Source organism: Streptomyces sp. MS191, from assembly GCF_008042125.1.
Taxonomy (GTDB): domain Bacteria; phylum Actinomycetota; class Actinomycetes; order Streptomycetales; family Streptomycetaceae; genus Streptomyces.
On the sequence record NZ_RDBI01000081.1, the window covers coordinates 113954 to 132824 of the forward strand.

The window sequence follows — 18871 nt, forward strand, 5'->3', positions numbered from 1 at the left end:
GCGCTGGACGGTGCCGCCCCCGCCCCCGAGGGACCGGCACCGGCCGACGACGGCGCGGGCGGCACCGTCCAGCGCCGCCTCGCGGGCCTCACCGGAACGGAGCGCACGGACGCCCTGCGCGAACTCCTGCGCGCCGAGGCGTCGGAGACCCTCGGCCACTCCTCTCCCGCGACCGTCACCGCCGACCGCTCCTTCCAGGAGCTGGGCTTCGACTCGCTCACCGCGATCGAGCTGCGCAACCGGCTCGGCGGAACACTCGGTCTGCGCCTGCCCCGCACCGTCGTCTTCGACCACCCCGACCTCGACGCGCTCACGGCGTTCGTCGAGGGACGGCTGGACGAGACCGGCGCCGCCGCCCCGCGCGGCGCGCTCGACCCCGGGCGGCCGGACGCGGAAGAGGGCGCGGGCCTGCTCACCGAGCTCTTCTGGCAGGCGGCCGGCGACGGACGGCTGAACGAGGCCGGCGTGATGATCGAGGCCGCCGCCCTGATGCGCAGGAGCTTCGCCGTACCCGCCGAAGCGGGCACGAAGCCCTCCCCGGTCTGGTTCGGCCGCCGCGGCACCCGGCCCACGGTGGTCTGCCTGCCCGCGTTCAGCGCGATCTCCGGACCCCATGTGTACGCCCGGTTCGCCACCGGCTTCAGCGAGACCTGGCGGCTCGCCGCCCTGCCCCACCCCGGCTTCGCGTCCGGCGAGCCGCTGCCGGCCTCGGTCGAGGCCCTGGCCGAGCTGCACGCCCAGGCGGTGCTCGACGCCGCGCAGGGCGCCCCGGTACTCCTCGTCGGCCGGTCCGCCGGCGGCTGGGTGGCCCACGCGATCGCCGACGCACTGGAGCGCCGGCACGCGGTCCCCGCCGGGGTGGCCCTCCTCGACACCCCCGCCTGCGCGGACGATCCGCGCGGCCGGGACGTGATGGTCCGGGGCATGCTGGAGCGGGAGAGCAGGCTCGTCTCCCTCGACGACCACCGGCTCACCGCCATGGGCGCGTACGCCCGCCTCTTCCGGCAGTGGAAGCCCCAGCCGATCAGCGCGCCCACCCTGCTCGTGCACGCGGCCGCGGCGTACGGCGAGACCGAGGAGCGGATCGCCTCCTGGCACCTACCGCACGAGGTGGCGGAGGTCACCGGCGACCACTTCACGATGCTGGAGGACCACTCCGTCACCACCGCCGAGGCGGTCGAGCGCTGGGCGAACTCCCTGCCGTCCCTCACCTGACGGACACCCCGCCCGGCGGGGCCTCACCGCCGGGGCCGGACGCCTCCCCACCGCCCCGGCCGCCCCACCCGTCACCTCGCGGCACGACCCCTCGCGGGTCGTGCCGCGCCGTGCGCGCGGACCGCCACCGGACTGGACCTCTGAACCTGCCGGGGGTTCTGGCCTGGCCGTTCGCCAGCGCGTAACGTGACGCCGCATGAGCATGGACGTCGCCGTGCGCCGCCTCCGCGGCCCGGGGGAGCCGGGCATGCCCGGCCGCCGCCCCGCCCGGCACTCCGTGCCCGTGCCCTGCGACGAACCAGGAGAGTCGTGAAGATCCTGATCAGCGCCGACATGGAAGGCGCCACCGGAGTCACCTGGCCCGCCGACGTGCTGCCCGGCACCCCCCAGTGGGAGCGGTGCCGCTCCCTGTTCACCTCGGACGTGAACGCGGCGGCGCTCGGCTTCTTCGACGGCGGAGCCACCGAGGTGGTCGTCAACGAGGCGCACTGGACCATGCGCAACCTCCTCCTGGAACAGCTCGACGAACGCGTCGAGATGCTCACCGGACGGCACAAGACGCTCTCCATGGTCGAGGGCGTGCAGCACGGGGACGTCGACGGCATCGCGTTCGTCGGCTACCACACGGGCGCCGGCACCGAAGGCGTCCTCGCCCACACCTATCTGGCCAACTCCATCACCGGGGTGTGGCTCGACGGCGAGCGGGCGAGCGAGGGCCTGCTCAACGCCGCCGTCGTCGCCGAGTACGGAGTGCCGGTCGTCCTCGTCACCGGCGACGACCTGACCTGCGAGGACGCGCTCGGATACGCCCCCGAGGCACACAAGGTCGCCGTGAAGGACCACGTGTCGCGGTACGCCGCGGTGTGCCGCGCCCCCCGGCGGACGGCGGCCGACATCCGCTCCGCGGCCAAGGCCGCGACCGCCCTCGCCGTACGCCACGAGCCGGTGCGCGGCGGGCCGTTCACCGTGGAGCTGGAGTTCGACGCCGAGCACCTGGCGGCCGCCGCCACGGTGGTGCCCGGCGTGGCGCGCGGCGGCGAGCGCCGGGTCGCCTACACCGGCGCGACCATGTACGAGAGCATTCGCACGTTCAAAGCGGTCACGACCATCGTCTCGGCCGCGGTGGAGGAGCAGTATGGCTGAGTCGCTCACGCGGACGGACCGGACACCGACGGCGGTCGACGACACGGCGCTCGACGAGGTGGTGACCTTCACCTCCGAGCTGATCCGGATCGACACCACGAACCGGGGCGGCGGGGACTGCCGCGAGCGGCCCGCCGCCGAGTACGTCGCCGAACGCCTCGCCGCCGCCGGCCTGGAGCCCGTCCTCCTGGAGCGGACACCGGGCCGCACCAACGTCGTGGCCCGGATCGCGGGCACCGACCCGTCCGCCGACGCCCTCCTCGTCCACGGCCACCTCGACGTCGTCCCCGCCGAGCCCGCCGACTGGACGGTGCACCCCTTCTCCGGCGAGGTCCGCGACGGAGTGGTGTGGGGGCGCGGAGCCGTCGACATGAAGAACATGGACGCGATGGTCCTCGCCGTCGCCCGCTCCTGGGCCCGCCGGGGCGTCCGGCCCCGCCGCGACATCGTCATCGCCTACACCGCCGACGAGGAGGCCAGCGCGGAGGACGGCTCCGGCTTCCTCGCCGACCACCACCCCGGCCTCTTCGAGGGCTGCACCGAAGGCATCAGCGAATCCGGGGCGTTCAGCTTCCACCCCGAGCCCGGCATGACGCTCTACCCGATCGCGGCCGGCGAGCGGGGCACCGCCTGGCTCAAGCTCACCGCCCACGGCAGGGCAGGCCACGGCTCCAAGGTGAACACCGCCAACGCCGTCACCCGGCTCGCCGCCGCCGTCGCCCGCATCGGAGCCCACACCTGGCCCGTCCGCCTCACCCCGACCGTCCGCGCCGCACTCCGCGAACTCGCCGCGCTCTACGGCGTCGAGACCGACGTGACCGACCCCGGCCTCGATGTCGACGCGCTCCTCGCCCAACTCGGCCCGGCCGCCGCCCTCGTCGAACCGACCGTACGCAACAGCGCCAACCCGACCATGCTGGACGCCGGCTACAAGGTCAACGTGATCCCCGGACACGCCGTCGCATACGTCGACGGACGGACGCTCCCCGGCGGCGACGAGGAATTCGCCGCCACCATGGACCGGCTCACCGGCCCCGACGTCGCATGGGAGTTCCACCACCGCGAAGTCGCCCTGGAGGCACCGGTCGACTCGCCGACCTTCGCCGCACTGCGGGCCGCCGTCGAACGCTTCGACCCGGACGGGCACGTCGTCCCCTTCACCATGTCCGGCGGCACCGACGCCAAGCAGTTCTCCCGCCTCGGCATCACCGGCTACGGCTTCTCGCCGCTCAAGCTGCCCCCGGACCTGGACTACGCCGCCCTGTTCCACGGCGTCGACGAGCGCGTCCCCGTGGACGCCCTCCACTTCGGCGTGCGCGTACTCGACCACTATCTGCAGTCCGCCTAGGGGGAGTCGACATGGTACCCACCGGCCGCTACGGCAGCTGGCCGTCACCGATCGGCGCCGCGCTCGCCGCCTCGCACGACGGACGCCCCGAGTACGTCGGCACCGTCGGCGACGAGGTGTGGTGGACCGCACCGCGCCCCGCCGAGGGCGGCCGGCGCGCCCTGATCCGCCGCAGGGCCGACGGCACGGAGGAGTCGGTGCTGCCCGCCCCGTGGAACGTCCGCAGCAGAGTCGTCGAATACGGCGGACAGCCCTGGGCCGGCCGGGCCCGCCAGGACGACGGCCCCCTCGTCGTCTTCAGCCACCTGCCCGACCAGCGGCTCTACGCGTACGAGCCCGACCGCACCGGCGACGGCCCGCCGCGACCCCGCCCCCTCACCCCCCCTCACCCCCCTCTCCGGCACCGGCGGCGGCCTGCGCTGGGCGGACCCCGTGCTCCACCCCGACCGCGACGAGGTCTGGTGCGTCCTGGAGGAGTTCACCGGCCCCGCGCCCACCGACGTCCGCCGGGTCATCGCCGCCGTACCGCTGGACGGCTCGGCGGCAGACGACCGCTCCGCCGTGCGGGAACTCTCCGACGGACGGCACCGCTTCGTCACCGGACCCCGGCTCTCCCCGGACGGCCGCCAGGTCGCCTGGATCGCCTGGGACCACCCCCGGATGCCCTGGGACGGCACCGAGGTGCTGCTCGCCGACATCACCCCCGACGGCGCCTTCACCGAAGCGCGGACCGTCGCCGGCGGACCCGAGGAGTCGATCCCCCAGGTCGGCTGGACCGCCGACGGCCGCCTCCTGCACGTCAGCGACCGCAGCGGCTGGTGGAACCTCTACCGCACCTCCGCCGACGGCGAGACCCTCCCGCTCTGCCCGCGGCCCGAGGAGTTCGGCGGCCCGCTGTGGAAGATCGGCCACTGCTGGTTCCAGCCCCTGGACGACGGTCTGGTCGCCGTCATCCACGGCAAGGGCGCCACCGCCCTCGGAATACTGGACCCGCAGAGCGGCGAACTCGTCGACGCCGCCGGCCCCTGGACCGAATGGGCCCCCACCCTCGCCGCGCGCGGCACCCGGGTCGTCGGCGTCGCGGCCAGCCCCCGCAGCGCCTACGAGGTCGTCGAGCTGGACACCCGCACCGGCCGGACGCGAGTCGTCGGCTCGCCCCACGACGACCCCGTCGACCCCTCGTACTACCCCGAACCCCTGATCCGCACCTTCCACGGACCCGACGACCGCGAGATCCACGCGCACGTCTACCCCCCGCACAACCCCGACCGGATCGCCCCCGACGACGAACTGCCGCCCTACGTGGTGTGGGCCCACGGCGGACCGACCGGGCACGCGCCGCTCGTCCTCGACCTGGCGATCGCCTACTTCACCTCCCGCGGCATCGGCGTCGCCGAGGTCAACTACGGCGGTTCGACCGGCTACGGCCGGGAGTACCGCGAACGGCTCCGCGAACAGTGGGGCGTCGTCGACGTCGAGGACTGCGCGGCCGTCGCCCACGCCCTCGCCACCGAGGGCACCGCCGACCCGGACCGGCTCGCCATCCGCGGCGGCAGCGCCGGCGGCTGGACCACGGCCGCCTCGCTGGTCACCAGCGACCTCTACGCCTGCGGCACGATCATCTACCCCATCCTCGACCTGCTCGGCTGGGCCACCGACGAGACCCACGACTTCGAGTCCCGCTACCTCGACTCCCTGATCGGCCCCGTCGACGAAGTACCCGCCCGCTACCGGGAACGCTCGCCCATCGACCACGTCGACCGGATCTCGGCCCCCTTCCTGCTGCTCCAGGGCCTCGACGACGTCATCTGCCCGCCCGCCCAGAGCGAGCGCTTCCTCGCCCGCATGGCCGGCCGGGGCGTCCCGCACGCCTACATCGCCTTCGAGGGCGAGAGCCACGGGTTCCGGCTCGCCGACACCCTGATCCGCGCCCTGGAGGCCGAACTCTCGCTCTACGCGCAGACCTTCGGCATCGAACGGACCGACGTACCCCGCCTGGAGCTGCGGAAATGACACGGAACCCGACGGACCGGGTACGCGCCCTGACCCGCCCCCCGCGGCTGCGCGCCGGCGACCGCGTCGCCGTCGTCGCACCCAGCGGACCGATCCCCGAGGAGCGCCTCGCGGCCGGCCTCGACATCCTGCGCGGCTGGGACCTCCAGCCCGTCGTCGCCCCCCACGTCCTGGACCGGCACCCGCACGTCGACTACCTCGCCGGCACCGACGAGGCACGGGCCCGCGACCTCCAGCAGGCCTGGTGCGACCCCACCGTGACCGCCGTCCTGTGCGCCCGCGGCGGCTACGGCGCCCAGCGCATGGTGGACCTCCTCGACTGGCGGGCGATCCGCGCGGCCGGCCCCAAGGTGCTGGTCGGCTACAGCGACGTCACCGCCCTGCAAGAGGCGTTCGCCGTCCGCGCGGGACTGGTCACCCTGCACGGCCCGATGGTCGCCGCGGCCACCTTCCTGAAGGACCCCCGCACACAGGAGTCCCTGCGGGCCACCCTCTTCGAGCCCGAGTCCGTACGGACGCTCGCCCCGGCGACGGCCCGGACGATGGTGCCGGGACGGGCCCACGGCGTCACCCTCGGCGGCTGCGTCAGCCTCCTCGCCGCCGACCTCGGCACCCCGCACGCCCGCCCCACCGCACGGGGCGGCCTGCTGCTCCTGGAGGACGTGGGAGAGGAGGCGTACCGGCTCGACCGGATCCTCACCCAGCTGCTGCGCTCCGGCCACCTCGACGGCGTCGCGGGCATCGGCCTCGGCTCCTGGGAGGAGTGCGGGCCTTACGAGGACGTCCGGGCGGTCCTCGCCGACCGGCTGGCCCCGCTGGGCGTGCCGGTGGTGGAGGAGCTGGGTTTCGGGCACAGCGCCACGGCGCTGACCGTGCCCCTCGGCGTGCCCGGAGTGCTGGACGCGGACGCGCGCACGCTCACGCTGGACGTCCCCGCGCTCGTCTGAACCGCGGGCCGGGCCTCCTGTCGCGCGGGCGGGTCACAGGTGCTTCCCTCGTAGGAGAGAGGCTGGAGGTGCTCGTGCCATGCGCTGGTGGATGCGGCACGAAGCGAGGCAGTCCGAGCGGCGCGCTCCGATCGTGCCCGAGGACGCGCGGCGGCTGATCGACGCGGGGTTCGACCTGGTGGTGGAGACTTCCACCCGGCGCGCCTTCCCGGCCCGGGAGTACGCCGCCGCCGGCTGCCGCGTCGTACCCCCGGGGAGCTGGACCAAGGCGCCGCCGGAGGACTGGGTCCTCGGGCTGGGCGAGCCGCCCGCGGAACCGTGGCCCCTGCGCCACCGGCACGTCTTCTTCGGGCACGCCTACCGGGGCCGGCCGGCCGGCGCCGCGCTGCTGGAGCGCTTCGCGGCGGGCGGCGGGGAACTGCTCGACCTGGAGCACCTCGTCGACGGCAAAGGCACCCGGCTCGCCGCCTTCGGCTACTGGGCGGGCTACGCCGGCGCCGCACTCGCCGTCCTCCACCGCGCCGGACTGCTCACCCTGCCGGTCGCGCCGCTGACCCGGCCGGAACTGGAGGAGCGCCTGCGGCTCTGCCGGCGGTCCGCCCGCGCGGGACGGGCCGTGAGCGGGGGAGCCGTCAGCGTGCTGGTGACCGGGGCGGACGGCCGCTGCGGGCGCGGAGCCCGGGACGCCCTCGCCGCGGCGGACGTCGACACGACCGGCTGGGGGCCGCGGGACACCACACCCCTGCCGCGGGGCCGGCTGCTCGCCCACGACGTACTGATCCACGCGATCGGCCCCGACCATCCGGTCCCGCCCTTCCTGACCCGGGCGGACCTGAGCGTGCCGGGACGCCGGCTGTCACTGCTGTGCGACATCAGCTGCGACCTCGGGTCGCCCTTCGACGCGGTACCGGTGTACGACCGGCTGACCGACTGGGACCGGCCCGTCCGGCGGCTGCCCGGCACCGGACGCCCGCTGGACGTGATCGCCATCGACAACCTGGCCACGCTGCTGCCCGTCGAGTCGAGCCGGGACTTCTCCGCGGCACTCACACCGCACCTGCTCGCACTCGCCACCGGGACGACGAGCGGGCAGGAGCCCTGGGAGCGGAGCCAGAACGCCTTCCGCCGGGCGACAGCCGCCCGCGCGGCCCGCCGGGTCGCTTGAGGGGGGCGGGTCCGGGGGCTTGATGCGGCGCCGGAACCCGCCACACTCGGAGAGAGGGCGGCCAACCACCAGAAGCAACCGAAAACCCAGCACCCCAAGACCCCAAAGACCCCCCGGACCCGCCCCCCTCAAGCGACCCGGCGGGCCGCGCGGGCGGCTGTCGCCCGGCGGAAGGCGTTCTGGCTCCGCTCCCAGGGCTCCTGCCCGCTCGTCGTCCCGGTGGCGACCGTGAACTCCTCGAAGACCTCGGGGCCGTAGCCGAACGCGTCCGCCATGTGCTGGAACTCCTCGCTCATGGTCGTGCCGGAGACCAGCCGGTTGTCCGTGTTGAGGGTGATCCGGAAGCCGAGCCGGCGCAGCTCCTCGATCGGGTGCGAGGCGTAGTCCTTGGCCGCGCCCGTCTGCAGGTTGGAGGTCGGGCAGACCTCCAGGGCGATGCGGTTGTCCCGGACGTACGCGGCCAGGTCGCCGAGCGTCCCGTCCTCGCCGATGTCGTCGGTGATCCGTACGCCGTGGCCGATCCGCTCCGTGCCGCAGACCTGGACGGCCTCGTGGATCGACTCCGCGCCGACGGCCTCGCCGGCGTGGATGGTGAAGTGGCAGTTGTGCCGCTTCAGGTGCTGGAACGCCGGCAGGTGGCGGGCCGGCGGGTTGCCGACCTCGCCGCCCGCGATGTCGAAGCCCGCCACCCCGTTCTCGCGATGGGCGACCGTGAGCTGCGCGATCTCCAGCGAGCGGTCGGTGTGGCGCATGCCGGTGAGCAGCGCGCGGACGGTGATCCGGCCGCCGGCGCGGCGCTCGCCCTCGCGGAAGCCGTCGTTCACGGCCTCGACCACCTCGTCGAGGGTCAGCCCGCCCTCCAGGTGCTGCTCGGGGGCGTAGCGGATCTCGGCGTAGACGACCCCGTCGGCCGCCAGGTCCTCGGCGCACTCGGCCGCGATCCGGAACAGCGCCTCGCGGGTCTGCATCACCGCGCAGGTGTGGGCGAAGGTCTCCAGGTACCGCTCCAGCGAACCGGAGTCGGCGGCGTCCCGGAACCAGACCGCGAGCGCGGCCGGGTCCTCGGTCGGCAGCGCGGTGTAGCCGCAGGCGCGCGCCAGCTCGACGATCGTGGTGGGACGCAGGCCGCCGTCGAGGTGGTCGTGGAGGACGGCCTTGGGGGCGCGCCGGATCCACTCGGCCACGGGGGTGCGGGCAGGGGTCTCGGCAGCGGCGGCAGGGTTGTCAGACAAGTGCATGGCGCGGAAGTGTACGCCACGGGGAGCCTCCGCGGCTGTGACGGTGCCGACAGCGACGAGGAGGGCCGGTGGGCGCTCAGTTCGACTGGAGAACCGGCAGGGCCGGAGCCCCTGTGGGGAGCATGTGCTTGGCCGCCAGGACCGGGGTCTCGCCGGCCCGTACCACCTGCGTGACGAGGACCGCGGGGGTGTCGGCCGGCCGGCCGAGCTGCTTTCCGCGCCGCTGGCCGAGGAGGGTCGCGGTGACGCTGCTGTGCGCCTCCAGCGGCACGCCGCGCGAGGCGGCGACGAGCACCGCGAGCATCGAGGTCCGCTCGGGCGCGGGCTCCTCGCGCAGGGCCCGGGCGAAGTCGGGATGGGCCCGGTCCAGCACCTCGTCGGCGGCGGCCCACTCGTGGCTGAGCGCGGCCGCGGTCCCCTCGCCGGCCAGGAGCGTCTCCCAGAAGCGCAGCTCGGCCCGGGCGGACGCGAGCAGGTGCTGGGTGGTGAAGTCGGTGGGCTCCTCGACCGTCCGCAGCAGCGCCCGCACCCGCAGCGGGGTGCCGGCCCCGATCAGCTCCTCCAGCGGCTGGATCTGTTCGAAGCCGCGCCGCGGCGGGTGGTCGTTGACGGTCCGGCCGACCCCGCGCCGCACCGACAGCAGGCCGTCCTCCTGGAGCAGCAGCAGCGCCTCGCGCAGCGCGGGCCGGCTGACGCCGAGCTCGGTCGCGAGCTTCGGTTCGGAGGGGAGGGTCGAGCCCGGCGGGTAGACGCCGTCGTGGATGGCGTCCGCGATCCGCTCGTAGAGCACCACGACCGGTCGTCGCCGCTGTCCGCTGACTGCCACTGCCCGTCCTCGCTCCGCTTGGCGGCTCACCTGTCGGATCACCTGTCGGCAGGCTAAGCCGACCTGTCACCCAGGAGCAACGCCGCTCCGGGCTGCTCAGCAGCGGATATCGTGCGTGATGCGCGTAGAGCCAGATAGGACGCCTGTTGGTTGTCTGACAAGTGGGGCCTCGGTGGCCGTCCCCTCGCACGGACGAGGCAGCGCCGGGCGCCGCGCCGGCTCGTACGTCCCCGGCCGCGTCACCCGTACGGCCTCCTCCAGCGCCCCGGTGGCGGCCGATCCCCCCATCCTGGTCCCACGGGCGGCGGGCCGCCTACGACGGAGAAGAGGGCCGGGAATGGCGCAGGGAGACATCGGGCACGGACCGGGTTTCGCGCGGATCCCGTGGCGCCGGCCGGCGGCGCGCATGAGGCGGGCCCTGGTCTTCGGCGCCGGGGTGGCCGTGGGCCTCGCCGCGGTGGCCGTGAGCTCGGCGGAGGCGGTGGAGACGGAGGAGCCGCCCTCGATGCCGGACGTGCTGGGCCGGAGCCTGTGGCGGGTCTTCACCACTCTCGACCACCGCACCCGGGTCGACGTCCACGACGTGAGCGGGCGCGACCGGCGGGTGCTCTGGCCGTCGCGCTGGCAGGTGTGCACCCAGTACCCGGCGCCCGGCATCGAGCTCGACCGGCGGACCACGGCCGTCATCGGCGTCGTGAAGAAGGGCGAGAGCTGCCCCCCGAAGGTCACCTCCGCCCGCCGCTGACGCCGTTCCCCCTCGGCCCGCCCCGCGACGCGCTCCCGCGAAGGGCCGTTAACCTGGGGCGCATGTCCGACGACCGCGCGCCCTACCTCGCGACCGGCCCGCGCGTCGGGCTGCGGCCCTACCGCCCGGAGGACGCCGACGAGTTCACCGCCCGGGCCCGCGAGAGCCGAGCGCTCCACCGGCCCTGGCTCTTCCCGCCCGACCACCCCGAGGCGTACGCGGCCTACCTCCGGGCCCTCACCGAGGACCCCGCGAAGACCGGGTTCCTGGTCTGCGACCACACCGCGGAGGGCCGGATCGCCGGCTTCGTCAACATCAACAACATCGTCCGCGGCGCCTTCCTCAGCGGCGCCCTCGGCTACGGCGCCTTCGCCCACGCCGCCGGCCGAGGGCTGCTGACCGAGGCGCTGGGCCTCGTCCTCCCGTACGCCTTCGGCCCGTTGGGCCTGCACCGTCTCGGGGCCGACATCCAGCCCGGCAACGCCGCCTCCCGCGCGCTCGTCCGCCGGGCGGGCTTCCGGCTGGAGGGCTTCGCGCCCGAGCTGCTCTTCATCGACGGCGCCTGGCGCGACCACGAACGCTGGGCGATCACGGCCCCGCGCGCCTGAGAGGGCCGCAGCACCCGCCCCACCGGTCGAGCGCCGGATCCCCTCCGTCAGCGCCTGCGGTTGATCTTCATGGTGTCCATGTCGGTCACCGTGGACTTCAGCGGACCGTGGCCGTGCCCCAGTCCCGCCAGCGCCGTCTCCACCCGGTCCTCGGCGAGCGCCGCCGCCATCTCCTCGCCGTCCGCGGCGTCCGAGACGACGACCAGGCGGTACGAGAAGTGCTTGAGCGTGCGGTCGTACGCCAGCGATCCCTCCGTCGTGAACTGCATCGCCGTCAGCCCGTGCGCGTCCACCTCGGCGAGGAGCCGCTCCCGGCTCTCCGGCGACAGGCCGTCGAACGTGCCGCGCACGATCACCCGGTAGGTGTGCTGCGTACTCATCCCTCGCGTCCTCACATGGTCGCCGCGGGTCCCGCCCGCGTCATTGAAGATCCAGCCTACGGCGGTGAGGATGGTCCGCATGCGGAATATCGTCGCCATCGACGCCCCCTCGAACCTCGGTCTGCGCCCGCCCGCCCCCGGCACCGTCCCCGGCTGCCACAAGCTCGCGGGAGCCCTGCGCGAGCAGCGGATCGTGCAACGCCTCGGCGCCTTCGAGGGCGGTGTCGTCGTCCCGCCCCGCTACGACCGCGGCGACTGGCGGGAAGGCGACGGGGTCTTCCACGCGGCCCCGCTCGCCCGCTACACCCGCACCCTCGCGGACCGCATCGAGCGGCACGTGCGGGCCGGAGACCTCCCCGTCGTCCTCGGCGGCGACTGCTCCGTCCAGCTCGGCGCCTCGCTCGCCCTGCGCCGCATCGGCCGCTACGGCCTCGCCGCCGTCGACGCCTCCCCCGACTTCCGCCACCCGGGCAACTCCGACCGGGTCGGCGCCGCCGCAGGCGAGGAGCTGGCGCTCGCCACCGGCCGCGGCCAGGACGACCTCACGGACCTCGAAGGGCTGCGGCCCTACCTGCGCGACGAGGACGTCCGGCTCTTCGGTGTCCGCGACGCCTACCTCGACGATCCCGAGGTCGTCGACCTGCGCGCGTTGAAGGTCCCCCTCGTGACCGTCTCCGAGCTGCGCTCCTGGGGCCCGGCCGAACTCGGCGCCGCCACCGCCCTCAGCCTGGAGACCCGGGCCCTGGACGGCTTCTGGGTCCATCTCGACGCCGACGTCCTCGACCCCTCCGTGATGCCGGCCGTCGACAGCCCCGACCCCGACGGACTCCTCCCCGACGAACTCGTCGCGCTGCTGCGCCCCTTGGTGCGATCCGAGCGGTGCGCCGGGCTCAACATCACCATCTACGATCCCGACCTCGACCCGGACGGTACGGCCGGCGCCCTGCTGACCGACCTCGTGGTGGCGGCCTTTACCGAAGACTGACGCACAGCGCCCCTGGTCAGCCGTCGAACCGCCGTGTTCCATGGTCGACATGACGACCGTACGACGTGCCGTACTGACCCTGCCCGCGGCCCCCTTGGGCCCGGACAACCCCCTGCCGGCCCTGCGGACCCTCGACACGGCGCACGCCGTCGACGCGCGCGCCACGGCGGACATGCCCCGCGACATGGCCCGCCAGCTGAACCACGCACCCCTGCGCACCCTGCTGCCGACGCGGGTCCGCGACGGCTACGGACGCGACCGCACCCCCACGGCCCTCGACGCCGTCGTGATCGAGAACGACCGGCTCCGGGTCACCGTCCTGCCCGGTCTCGGCGGCCGGATCCACTCGCTGCACCACAAGCCCACCGGGCGCGAACTGGTCCACCGCAACCCGGTGTTCCAGCCCGCCGCCTTCGCTCTCAACGGCGCCTGGTTCGCCGGCGGCATCGAGTGGAACATCGGCGCGACCGGCCACACCACCCTCTCCTGCGCGCCGCTGCACGCCGCCGTCGTCCCCGCCCCCGACGGAGGCGAGATGGTCCGGCTCTGGGAATGGGAACGCCTGCGGGACCTGCCCTTCCAGGTCGACCTGTGGCTCCCCGAGGACTCCGACTTCCTCCACGTCGGCATACGGATCCGCAACCCGCACGAGCGGCCCGTCCCCGTCTACTGGTGGACCAACACCGCCGTGCCCGAGGACCGGCGCGTCATCGCCCCCGCCGACTCGGCCTGGCACCACGGCTACGAACGCGGACTCCGCCGGGTACCCGTCCCGCGCACCGAGGACGGCACCGACCGCACCCTGCCGCTGCGCAGCACCCTGCCCGCCGACTACTTCTACGAACTGGCCGACACCCAGCGGCGCTGGATCGCCGCCCTGGACGACGGCGGCGCCGGACTCGTCCAGACCTCGACGGACCTGCTGCGCGGACGCAAGCTGTTCCTCTGGGGCACGGCCGCCGGCGGACGGCGCTGGCAGCGGTGGCTCACCGAAGCGGGGGCACCCGGCTACGCGGAGATCCAGGCCGGACTCGCCCGTACCCAGCTGGAACACCTCGGACTGGAGGGCGGCGACGAGCTCAGCTGGCTGGAGGTCTACGGCCCGCTCGCGACCGACGCGGCCCAGACGCGCGGCGGCGACTGGGCCGCGGCGCGGGCCGGGGTCGAGAGCCGGCTCGAGGAGGCCCTGCCGCGCGCGGCCGTGGAGGCGGCGTACCGGACGTGGCGCGACGGGCCGGCCGACGCCGAGCCGGTCACCCCGCTGGCTGCGGGCTCGGGCTGGGGTGCCCTCGAAGTCCTGCGCGGGGCGTACGAGTTGCCCGGCACGCCGTTCCCCGCCTCGACGCTGGGAGAGGAGCAGAAGCCCTGGCTGGAACTGCTCCGCACCGGGGTCCTGCCGCCGTGGGGCGAGTCCGTGGTGCCCGGCCCCCCGCTCGTGGCGGATCCCTGGCGGGACATGCTGGAGACCGCGCCCGCCGATTCCCGTACCGAGTACCACCTCGGCCTCGCGCAGTGGCACGCGGGCGACCTCGCCCAGGCCGTCCGCAGCTGGGAACGGGGCCTGGCCGGGACGCCCGTGCGCTGGCCGCTGCTCTACTGCCTCGCCGTCGCCGACCAGGAGGGCGGGCACCCGGTGCGCGCCGCCGAACGCCTGGCGGAGGCCTTCGACGCCCTGCCCACTGGCGAGGAGGCCGTCGCCGTCGCTCTCGGCCGGGAGGCACTCGTCGCGCACCTCGCCGTGGGTCGGGTCGAGGAGGGCCGCGCGCTCTGGCACCGGCTCCCGGAACGGGCGCGTGAACAGGGCGCCTTCCGGTTCCTCGAGGCGCGGCTGCTGCTCGCGGAGGGCCGCCGGGGCGAGGCCCGCGCCGTCTTCGACGCGGGCTTCGAGGTGGCGGACCTCCGCGAGGGCGCCGAGGAGCTGGGCGAGGTCTGGTCCGCCCTGACCGACGAACCCCTTCCGGAGCACTACGACTTCCGGATGCGCCCCTGAGGGGCGCGGGCCGGCGGCGGGTCAGGGGCGGCGGTCGACGTACTCGAAGACGGAGCCGTCCGGGTGGACCGCGATCAGGTTGCGGCCCACCGGGGTCGGTACCGGACCGGCGACGACCTTGGCCCCGGCCTCGGTCAGCGCGGTGAACGCGACGTCCACGTCCTCGACGGAGATGGTCGCCGCGACCTTCCGCAGCACCTCCAGCTCCGACTCCGGACCGCTCATCAGGAGGAAGCAGCCGACGGCCGCGACCGAGACGCCACCGCGTTCGAAACGCTGGGCGCGGCCCCCGGTGAGGCGCTCGTAGAAGAGCACGGCCGTATCGAGATCGTCGACGCAGATGCGCAGCGTTGTGCCAAGAATCTCCATACGGATCAGCGTAGTTGACGGTCGTGGACGAGTGGGGGCGCCCGTCGGGAGGGGCACCTCGCGAGGCCGGGGCCCCGGGTTCCCGATGCCCCCGGGGCGCGGGCCCCGGTCAGGACACCCGGCACAGGATCTCGCCGTGCGGGACCATGAACCACGCGTCCTCCTGGCGGCCCCACTCCCGCCAGGCCCCGGCGATCTCCGCCAGGTCCTCGGAGGTCGCGTGGCCGCCGTCCACCGCCAGCTTCGCGTAGACGGACTCGGTCGTCCGGTCCGCCCACAGTCCGCTCCACCAGGCCCGCTCGTCCGGCTGGGCGAAGCACCAGGTCGCCGCGGTGGTCGTGATCTGTGTGAAGCCGGCCCGGCGCGCCCAGGAGAACAGGCGCCGGCCGGCGTCCGGTTCGCCGCCGTTGGCCCGGGCGACCCGTCGGTACAGTGCCTGCCAGGCGTCCAGGGCCGGCCGTTCGGGGAACCAGGCGAAGGACCCGTAGTCGCTGTCCCGGGCGGCGACCACGCCGCCGGGGCGGCAGACCCGGCGCATCTCGCGGAGTGCCCGTACCGGATCGCCGACGTGCTGCAGGACCTGGTGGGCGTGGACGACGTCGAACGAGTCGTCGGGGAAGTCCAGGGCGTGGACGTCCGCGACGGCGAACTCGACGTTCCTCAGGCCGCGTTCGTCCGCGACCTGGCGCGCCTTTTCCAGCACGTCCGGGGCCGCGTCGACGGCGGTGACCCGGCCCGGCGCGACCAGCGCCGCCAGGTCGGCCGTGATGGTGCCCGGTCCGCAGCCGACGTCCAGCACGTCCAGGCCGGGGCGCAGTTCGGGGATCAGGTACGCCGCCGAGTTCGCGGCGGTCCGCCAGCTGTGCGAGCGGAGCACCGACTCGTGGTGGCCGTGCGTGTAGACGGCGGTCTCGCGGGACGTGGACTGCTCGGAGGCGTGCGTCATGACCTGACTCCCTCGTGTGGGTGGTACGGCCACGGTACGCGCCTTCGCCGTATCGTGAGACTCGGATCTTGAATACTGGACACCTCAGGTGAACAGGGCCCGCCGGTAGCGGAGTTCGTCGAGCTCGCGTCCGGCGGTCGACTCCGTGGCGACCGTGCCGTCCGGCTCCCAGCCGGCGGCCTCGTAGAACGCGCGCCCCCGGGCGTTGTCCGCGAAGACCCAGAGCGCGGCCTCCCGGAACCCCGCCGCCGCGAGCGCCTCGACGGAGGCGGCCAGCAGGGCCCGGCCGACGCCCGCGCGCCACGCCTCCGGCAGGACGTAGAGCGCGGCGATCTCGCCGGTGGTGGCCGGGTCGAGGTCCGTGTCCGGCCAGGCGCGGGTGCTGCAGAAGCCCGTCATCCGGCCGTCGGCGTCCCGCGCCACCAGGACCGTGGGGCGCTCCGGCGCCGCCAGGCGGTCGCGCCAGACCGCGGTGCGCTCCCCGACGTCGAGGCCGTCGAGATAGGGCCGGGGGAGGAGGTCGCGGTAGGCGGCCCGCCAGGACCGTACGTGGACGGCGGCGAGTTCCGCCGCGTCGGAGGGGAGCGCCTGCTGTATCTGCATGCGGCCCATTCTGGGCGGGGCGCGGTGCGGCGGGTGTGCTCGGCCGGGGCGAACGGGGGCGACGCGGTCCCGTCGGGCGCGGCGGGCACACTGGTCGCATGCGTGACCTCCTCACCGTCCCCCTGCACAGCGAGCGGCTCGACCTGGTGCCGCTGCGGACCGGCCATGCCACCGAGATGGCCGCCGTCCTCGCCGACCCGGCGCTGTACGCGTTCACCGGCGGCGCGCCCTCGACCGCGGACGCACTGCGGGCCCGGTACGCGCGGATGCTCGCGGGGGCGCCCGATCCCGGTGTGGACTGGTGCAACTGGGTGCTGCGCCTGCGAGCGGACGGCTCCCTCGCGGGCACCGTGCAGGCGACGCTCGCACCGGCCGGGCAGGCGACTCCACCCACCGAGGGGGAGCGAGCGGCCTCACCCGGCTCCCCCACGTCCGGCTCCGCGCGGACGGCCGGGCGGGTCGCCGAGATCGCCTGGGTGGTGGGCCCGCACTGGCAGGGCCGCGGGCTCGCCTCCGAGGCCGCGCGGGCCCTGGTGGCCTGGCTGGAGACCCAGGACGTGTCCACGGTCGTCGCCCACGTCCACCCCGACCACCACGCCTCCGCGGCCGTCGCCACCGCAGCCGGCCTCTCCCCCACCGCCGGCCGGCAGGACGGCGAGGTCCGCTGGGAACTGATCCTCCCCCGCGCCTGAGACGGGCCCCCGGGCGCCCGCCCGGGGCAGGCCGTCCGAGACGCGTCCGGACCGCCCCGCTCGCCGCTCCCTCCTGAAGCTGCTCGCCGCCGCCCCCGTCGCCGGCGGCCTCGCGGCAGCCGCCGCACCCGCGCACGCGACCCGCGCGCCGCTGGCCGCCGGCGCCACGGCGCCCGGCATCGTCAAGCCCCTGCCTCCGGAGCTGTTCACGGTACGGGGCACCAATGCGGAGTCCCGCTTCGACGCCTTCGGGGACACCGGCCTCCTCACCCCCGCCGACCGCTTCTTCGTCCGCAACCACACCAGCACCCCCGTCCTCGACGCGGCCGGCTGGCGGCTCACCCTCTGGGGGGACGGACTGCACGGCCGCGCGCCCGTCCACCTCACCTACGGACAGCTCCGCGACCTGCCGTCCGTCACCCGAACGGCTCTCGTCGAGTGCGCCGGAAACGGCCGCAGCCTCTACACCACCCAGCAGGGCGAGGCCGTGACCGGCACCGCCTGGACCCTCGGCGCGGTCGGCGCCGCCCGCTGGCGCGGCGCCCGCCTCCGCGACGTGCTGCGACGGGCCGGCATCGCCTCCGACGCCGTCGCCGTACAGCCCCGCGGGCTCGACGACGAGTACGTCACCGGCGGCGTCGACCTCGGTCGTGTCCGCCGTCCCCTGCCGGTGGCGAAGGCGCTGGACGACGTGATCGTCGCCTACGAGATGAACGGCGAGCCCCTCCCGTACGACCACGGGTACCCGGCCCGGCTCGTCGTGCCGTCCTGGGTGGGCATCGCCTCGATCAAGTGGCTCGGCGACATCGAGGTCTCCACCGCCCCGCTCTCCTCGCCCTGGTCCACCGACTACTACCGCCTCTTCGGCGCCGCCCACCCGCCCGGGGGCAGCGCCCCGATCTCCCGCCAGACCCTCAAGAGCGGCTGGGAACTCCCCTTCGGCGCCACCCTCGAGGCCGGCCGCACGCATCGGCTCACCGGCCGCGCCTGGTCCGCCCACGCACCCGTCCGCAAGGTCGAGGTCTCCACGGACGGCGGCGCCCACTGGCGTCCCGCCCGGCTCCACGACGCGCCCCGGCGGGACGGCTGGGTCCGCTGGAGCACCGTGTGGCGCCCGCACCGCACCGGGCCCGCGACCCTGCTCTCCCGGACCACCGACGAGGCCGGCGACGTCCAGCCCGAGCGCGCGGTCCACAACACCCAGGGATACCTCTTCGACGCGGTCGTGCGGCATCCCGTCACCGTCGCCTGATCCCCACCCCTGAAGGGCGAACCGCCCCGTTCCTTCGTATAAAGGCACTGGGGCGCCGTGCCAGGCGCCGCTCGGTGCTCAGGAGGTGCGGGAGATGCGGCGGACGGCTCCGGAAGGGCGCGGACCGGTGCGCTACGGGCCGCCGGCCCCGGAGCCGGACCTGCCCGTGCTCCCCGGACTCGCCGCGATCCTCGCCGCGTCCGCCGGCCGCACCGGCGTCCAGCCGCCCGGCGGCGGCCCCGTCCTGCGCGAGGCCGCCGCCGGCTACTGGTGGCGACGCGGCCTGCGCACCCACGCCGAGGACGTCGTCGCCGCCCCCGGCGCGCCACCCCTGCTCCTCGCCCTGCTCGCGGCGCACGGCGGCGACGTCCTGCTGCCCCGGCCGTGCCCGCCGTGGTGGACCCCG

At 75.0% G+C, this 18871-nt stretch carries 18 protein-coding genes and 1 pseudogene; 13 read left to right on the forward strand and 6 right to left on the reverse strand.

Features of this window, described 5'->3' with window-relative positions; all coding sequences use genetic code 11:
• The 6 genes from EAO71_RS34680 to EAO71_RS34705 all read left to right on the forward strand — a co-directional run.
• The coding region (locus EAO71_RS34680; protein WP_147981830.1) for a thioesterase domain-containing protein at nt 1-1215 on the forward strand (1215 nt) is incomplete at its 5' end.
• A gap of 309 nt (nt 1216-1524) precedes the next feature.
• On the forward strand, nt 1525-2358 hold the full coding sequence (locus EAO71_RS34685; RefSeq protein ID WP_147981792.1) for a M55 family metallopeptidase: 834 nt from the start codon (nt 1525-1527) through the stop codon (nt 2356-2358).
• Nucleotides 2351-3706 carry a M20/M25/M40 family metallo-hydrolase gene (locus tag EAO71_RS34690; protein ID WP_147981793.1) on the forward strand — a complete coding sequence of 452 codons (1356 nt, stop codon included), beginning with the start codon at nt 2351-2353 and terminating at the stop codon, nt 3704-3706. The genes EAO71_RS34685 and EAO71_RS34690 overlap by 8 nt, the downstream gene beginning before the upstream one ends.
• A 432-nt stretch (nt 3707-4138) precedes the next feature.
• Nucleotides 4139-5719, forward strand: a complete 1581-nt coding sequence (locus EAO71_RS34695; protein ID WP_410094293.1) for a dipeptidyl-peptidase 5 — start codon at nt 4139-4141, stop codon at nt 5717-5719.
• Nucleotides 5716-6666 carry a S66 peptidase family protein gene (locus EAO71_RS34700; RefSeq protein WP_147981794.1) on the forward strand — a complete coding sequence of 317 codons (951 nt, stop codon included), beginning with the start codon at nt 5716-5718 and terminating at the stop codon, nt 6664-6666. Before EAO71_RS34695 ends, EAO71_RS34700 begins: the two co-directional genes overlap by 4 nt.
• Before the next feature lie 79 nt (nt 6667-6745).
• The gene (locus tag EAO71_RS34705) at nt 6746-7831 is read left to right on the forward strand and encodes a Rossmann-fold NAD(P)-binding domain-containing protein (protein ID WP_147981795.1); all 1086 of its coding nucleotides are present in this window, start codon (nt 6746-6748) and stop codon (nt 7829-7831) included.
• Between the two features lie 128 nt (nt 7832-7959).
• Here EAO71_RS34705 and EAO71_RS34710 read toward each other — a convergent pair whose 3' ends face one another.
• Nucleotides 7960-9069 (reverse strand): adenosine deaminase, encoded by a 1110-nt coding sequence (locus tag EAO71_RS34710; RefSeq protein ID WP_147981796.1) that lies wholly within the window; start codon nt 9067-9069, stop codon nt 7960-7962.
• A gap of 76 nt (nt 9070-9145) precedes the next feature.
• Complete coding sequence (locus tag EAO71_RS34715; protein ID WP_147981797.1) at nt 9146-9895, reverse strand: GntR family transcriptional regulator; 750 nt, start codon at nt 9893-9895, stop codon at nt 9146-9148.
• A 337-nt stretch (nt 9896-10232) separates the two neighbouring features.
• Here EAO71_RS34715 and EAO71_RS34720 point away from each other — a divergent pair, with 337 nt between their 5' ends.
• Both EAO71_RS34720 and EAO71_RS34725 read left to right on the forward strand, forming a co-directional pair.
• Nucleotides 10233-10640: a hypothetical protein gene (locus EAO71_RS34720; RefSeq protein WP_261992490.1), complete on the forward strand. Its 408-nt coding sequence runs from the start codon at nt 10233-10235 to the stop codon at nt 10638-10640.
• A gap of 62 nt (nt 10641-10702) precedes the next feature.
• Nucleotides 10703-11248, forward strand: coding sequence for a GNAT family N-acetyltransferase (locus EAO71_RS34725; protein ID WP_147981798.1), 546 nt, complete (start codon nt 10703-10705; stop codon nt 11246-11248).
• Nucleotides 11249-11295: 47 nt separating this feature from the next.
• Here EAO71_RS34725 and EAO71_RS34730 read toward each other — a convergent pair whose 3' ends face one another.
• On the reverse strand, nt 11296-11628 hold the full coding sequence (locus EAO71_RS34730) for a DUF6204 family protein (protein WP_147981799.1): 333 nt from the start codon (nt 11626-11628) through the stop codon (nt 11296-11298).
• A gap of 79 nt (nt 11629-11707) precedes the next feature.
• Here EAO71_RS34730 and EAO71_RS34735 point away from each other — a divergent pair, with 79 nt between their 5' ends.
• Nucleotides 11708-12613, forward strand: a complete 906-nt coding sequence (locus tag EAO71_RS34735) for an arginase family protein (protein ID WP_147981800.1) — start codon at nt 11708-11710, stop codon at nt 12611-12613.
• A 40-nt stretch (nt 12614-12653) separates the two neighbouring features.
• On the forward strand, nt 12654-14603 hold the full coding sequence (locus EAO71_RS34740; RefSeq protein ID WP_147981801.1) for a DUF5107 domain-containing protein: 1950 nt from the start codon (nt 12654-12656) through the stop codon (nt 14601-14603).
• 21 nt (nt 14604-14624) lie between these two features.
• Here EAO71_RS34740 and EAO71_RS34745 read toward each other — a convergent pair whose 3' ends face one another.
• From EAO71_RS34745 to EAO71_RS34755, 3 genes are all read right to left on the reverse strand, one after another.
• Nucleotides 14625-14972 carry a VOC family protein gene (locus tag EAO71_RS34745; RefSeq protein WP_147981802.1) on the reverse strand — a complete coding sequence of 116 codons (348 nt, stop codon included), beginning with the start codon at nt 14970-14972 and terminating at the stop codon, nt 14625-14627.
• A 109-nt stretch (nt 14973-15081) separates the two neighbouring features.
• Complete coding sequence (locus EAO71_RS34750; RefSeq protein WP_147981803.1) at nt 15082-15918, reverse strand: methyltransferase domain-containing protein; 837 nt, start codon at nt 15916-15918, stop codon at nt 15082-15084.
• Between the two features lie 84 nt (nt 15919-16002).
• A complete protein-coding gene (locus tag EAO71_RS34755) occupies nt 16003-16521 on the reverse strand; it encodes a GNAT family N-acetyltransferase (protein ID WP_147981804.1) in 519 nt (172 codons plus the stop codon).
• Nucleotides 16522-16619: 98 nt separating this feature from the next.
• Between EAO71_RS34755 and EAO71_RS34760 the strand changes: the two genes are divergently transcribed.
• From EAO71_RS34760 to EAO71_RS34770, 3 genes and pseudogenes are all read left to right on the forward strand, one after another.
• On the forward strand, nt 16620-17213 hold the full coding sequence (locus EAO71_RS34760; protein ID WP_147981805.1) for a GNAT family N-acetyltransferase: 594 nt from the start codon (nt 16620-16622) through the stop codon (nt 17211-17213).
• Nucleotides 17214-17286: 73 nt separating this feature from the next.
• Nucleotides 17287-18465 carry a sulfite oxidase gene (locus EAO71_RS34765; RefSeq protein WP_147981806.1) on the forward strand — a complete coding sequence of 393 codons (1179 nt, stop codon included), beginning with the start codon at nt 17287-17289 and terminating at the stop codon, nt 18463-18465.
• A 94-nt stretch (nt 18466-18559) separates the two neighbouring features.
• A pseudogene (locus EAO71_RS34770) lies at nt 18560-18871 on the forward strand (pyridoxal phosphate-dependent aminotransferase); the annotation flags it as partial.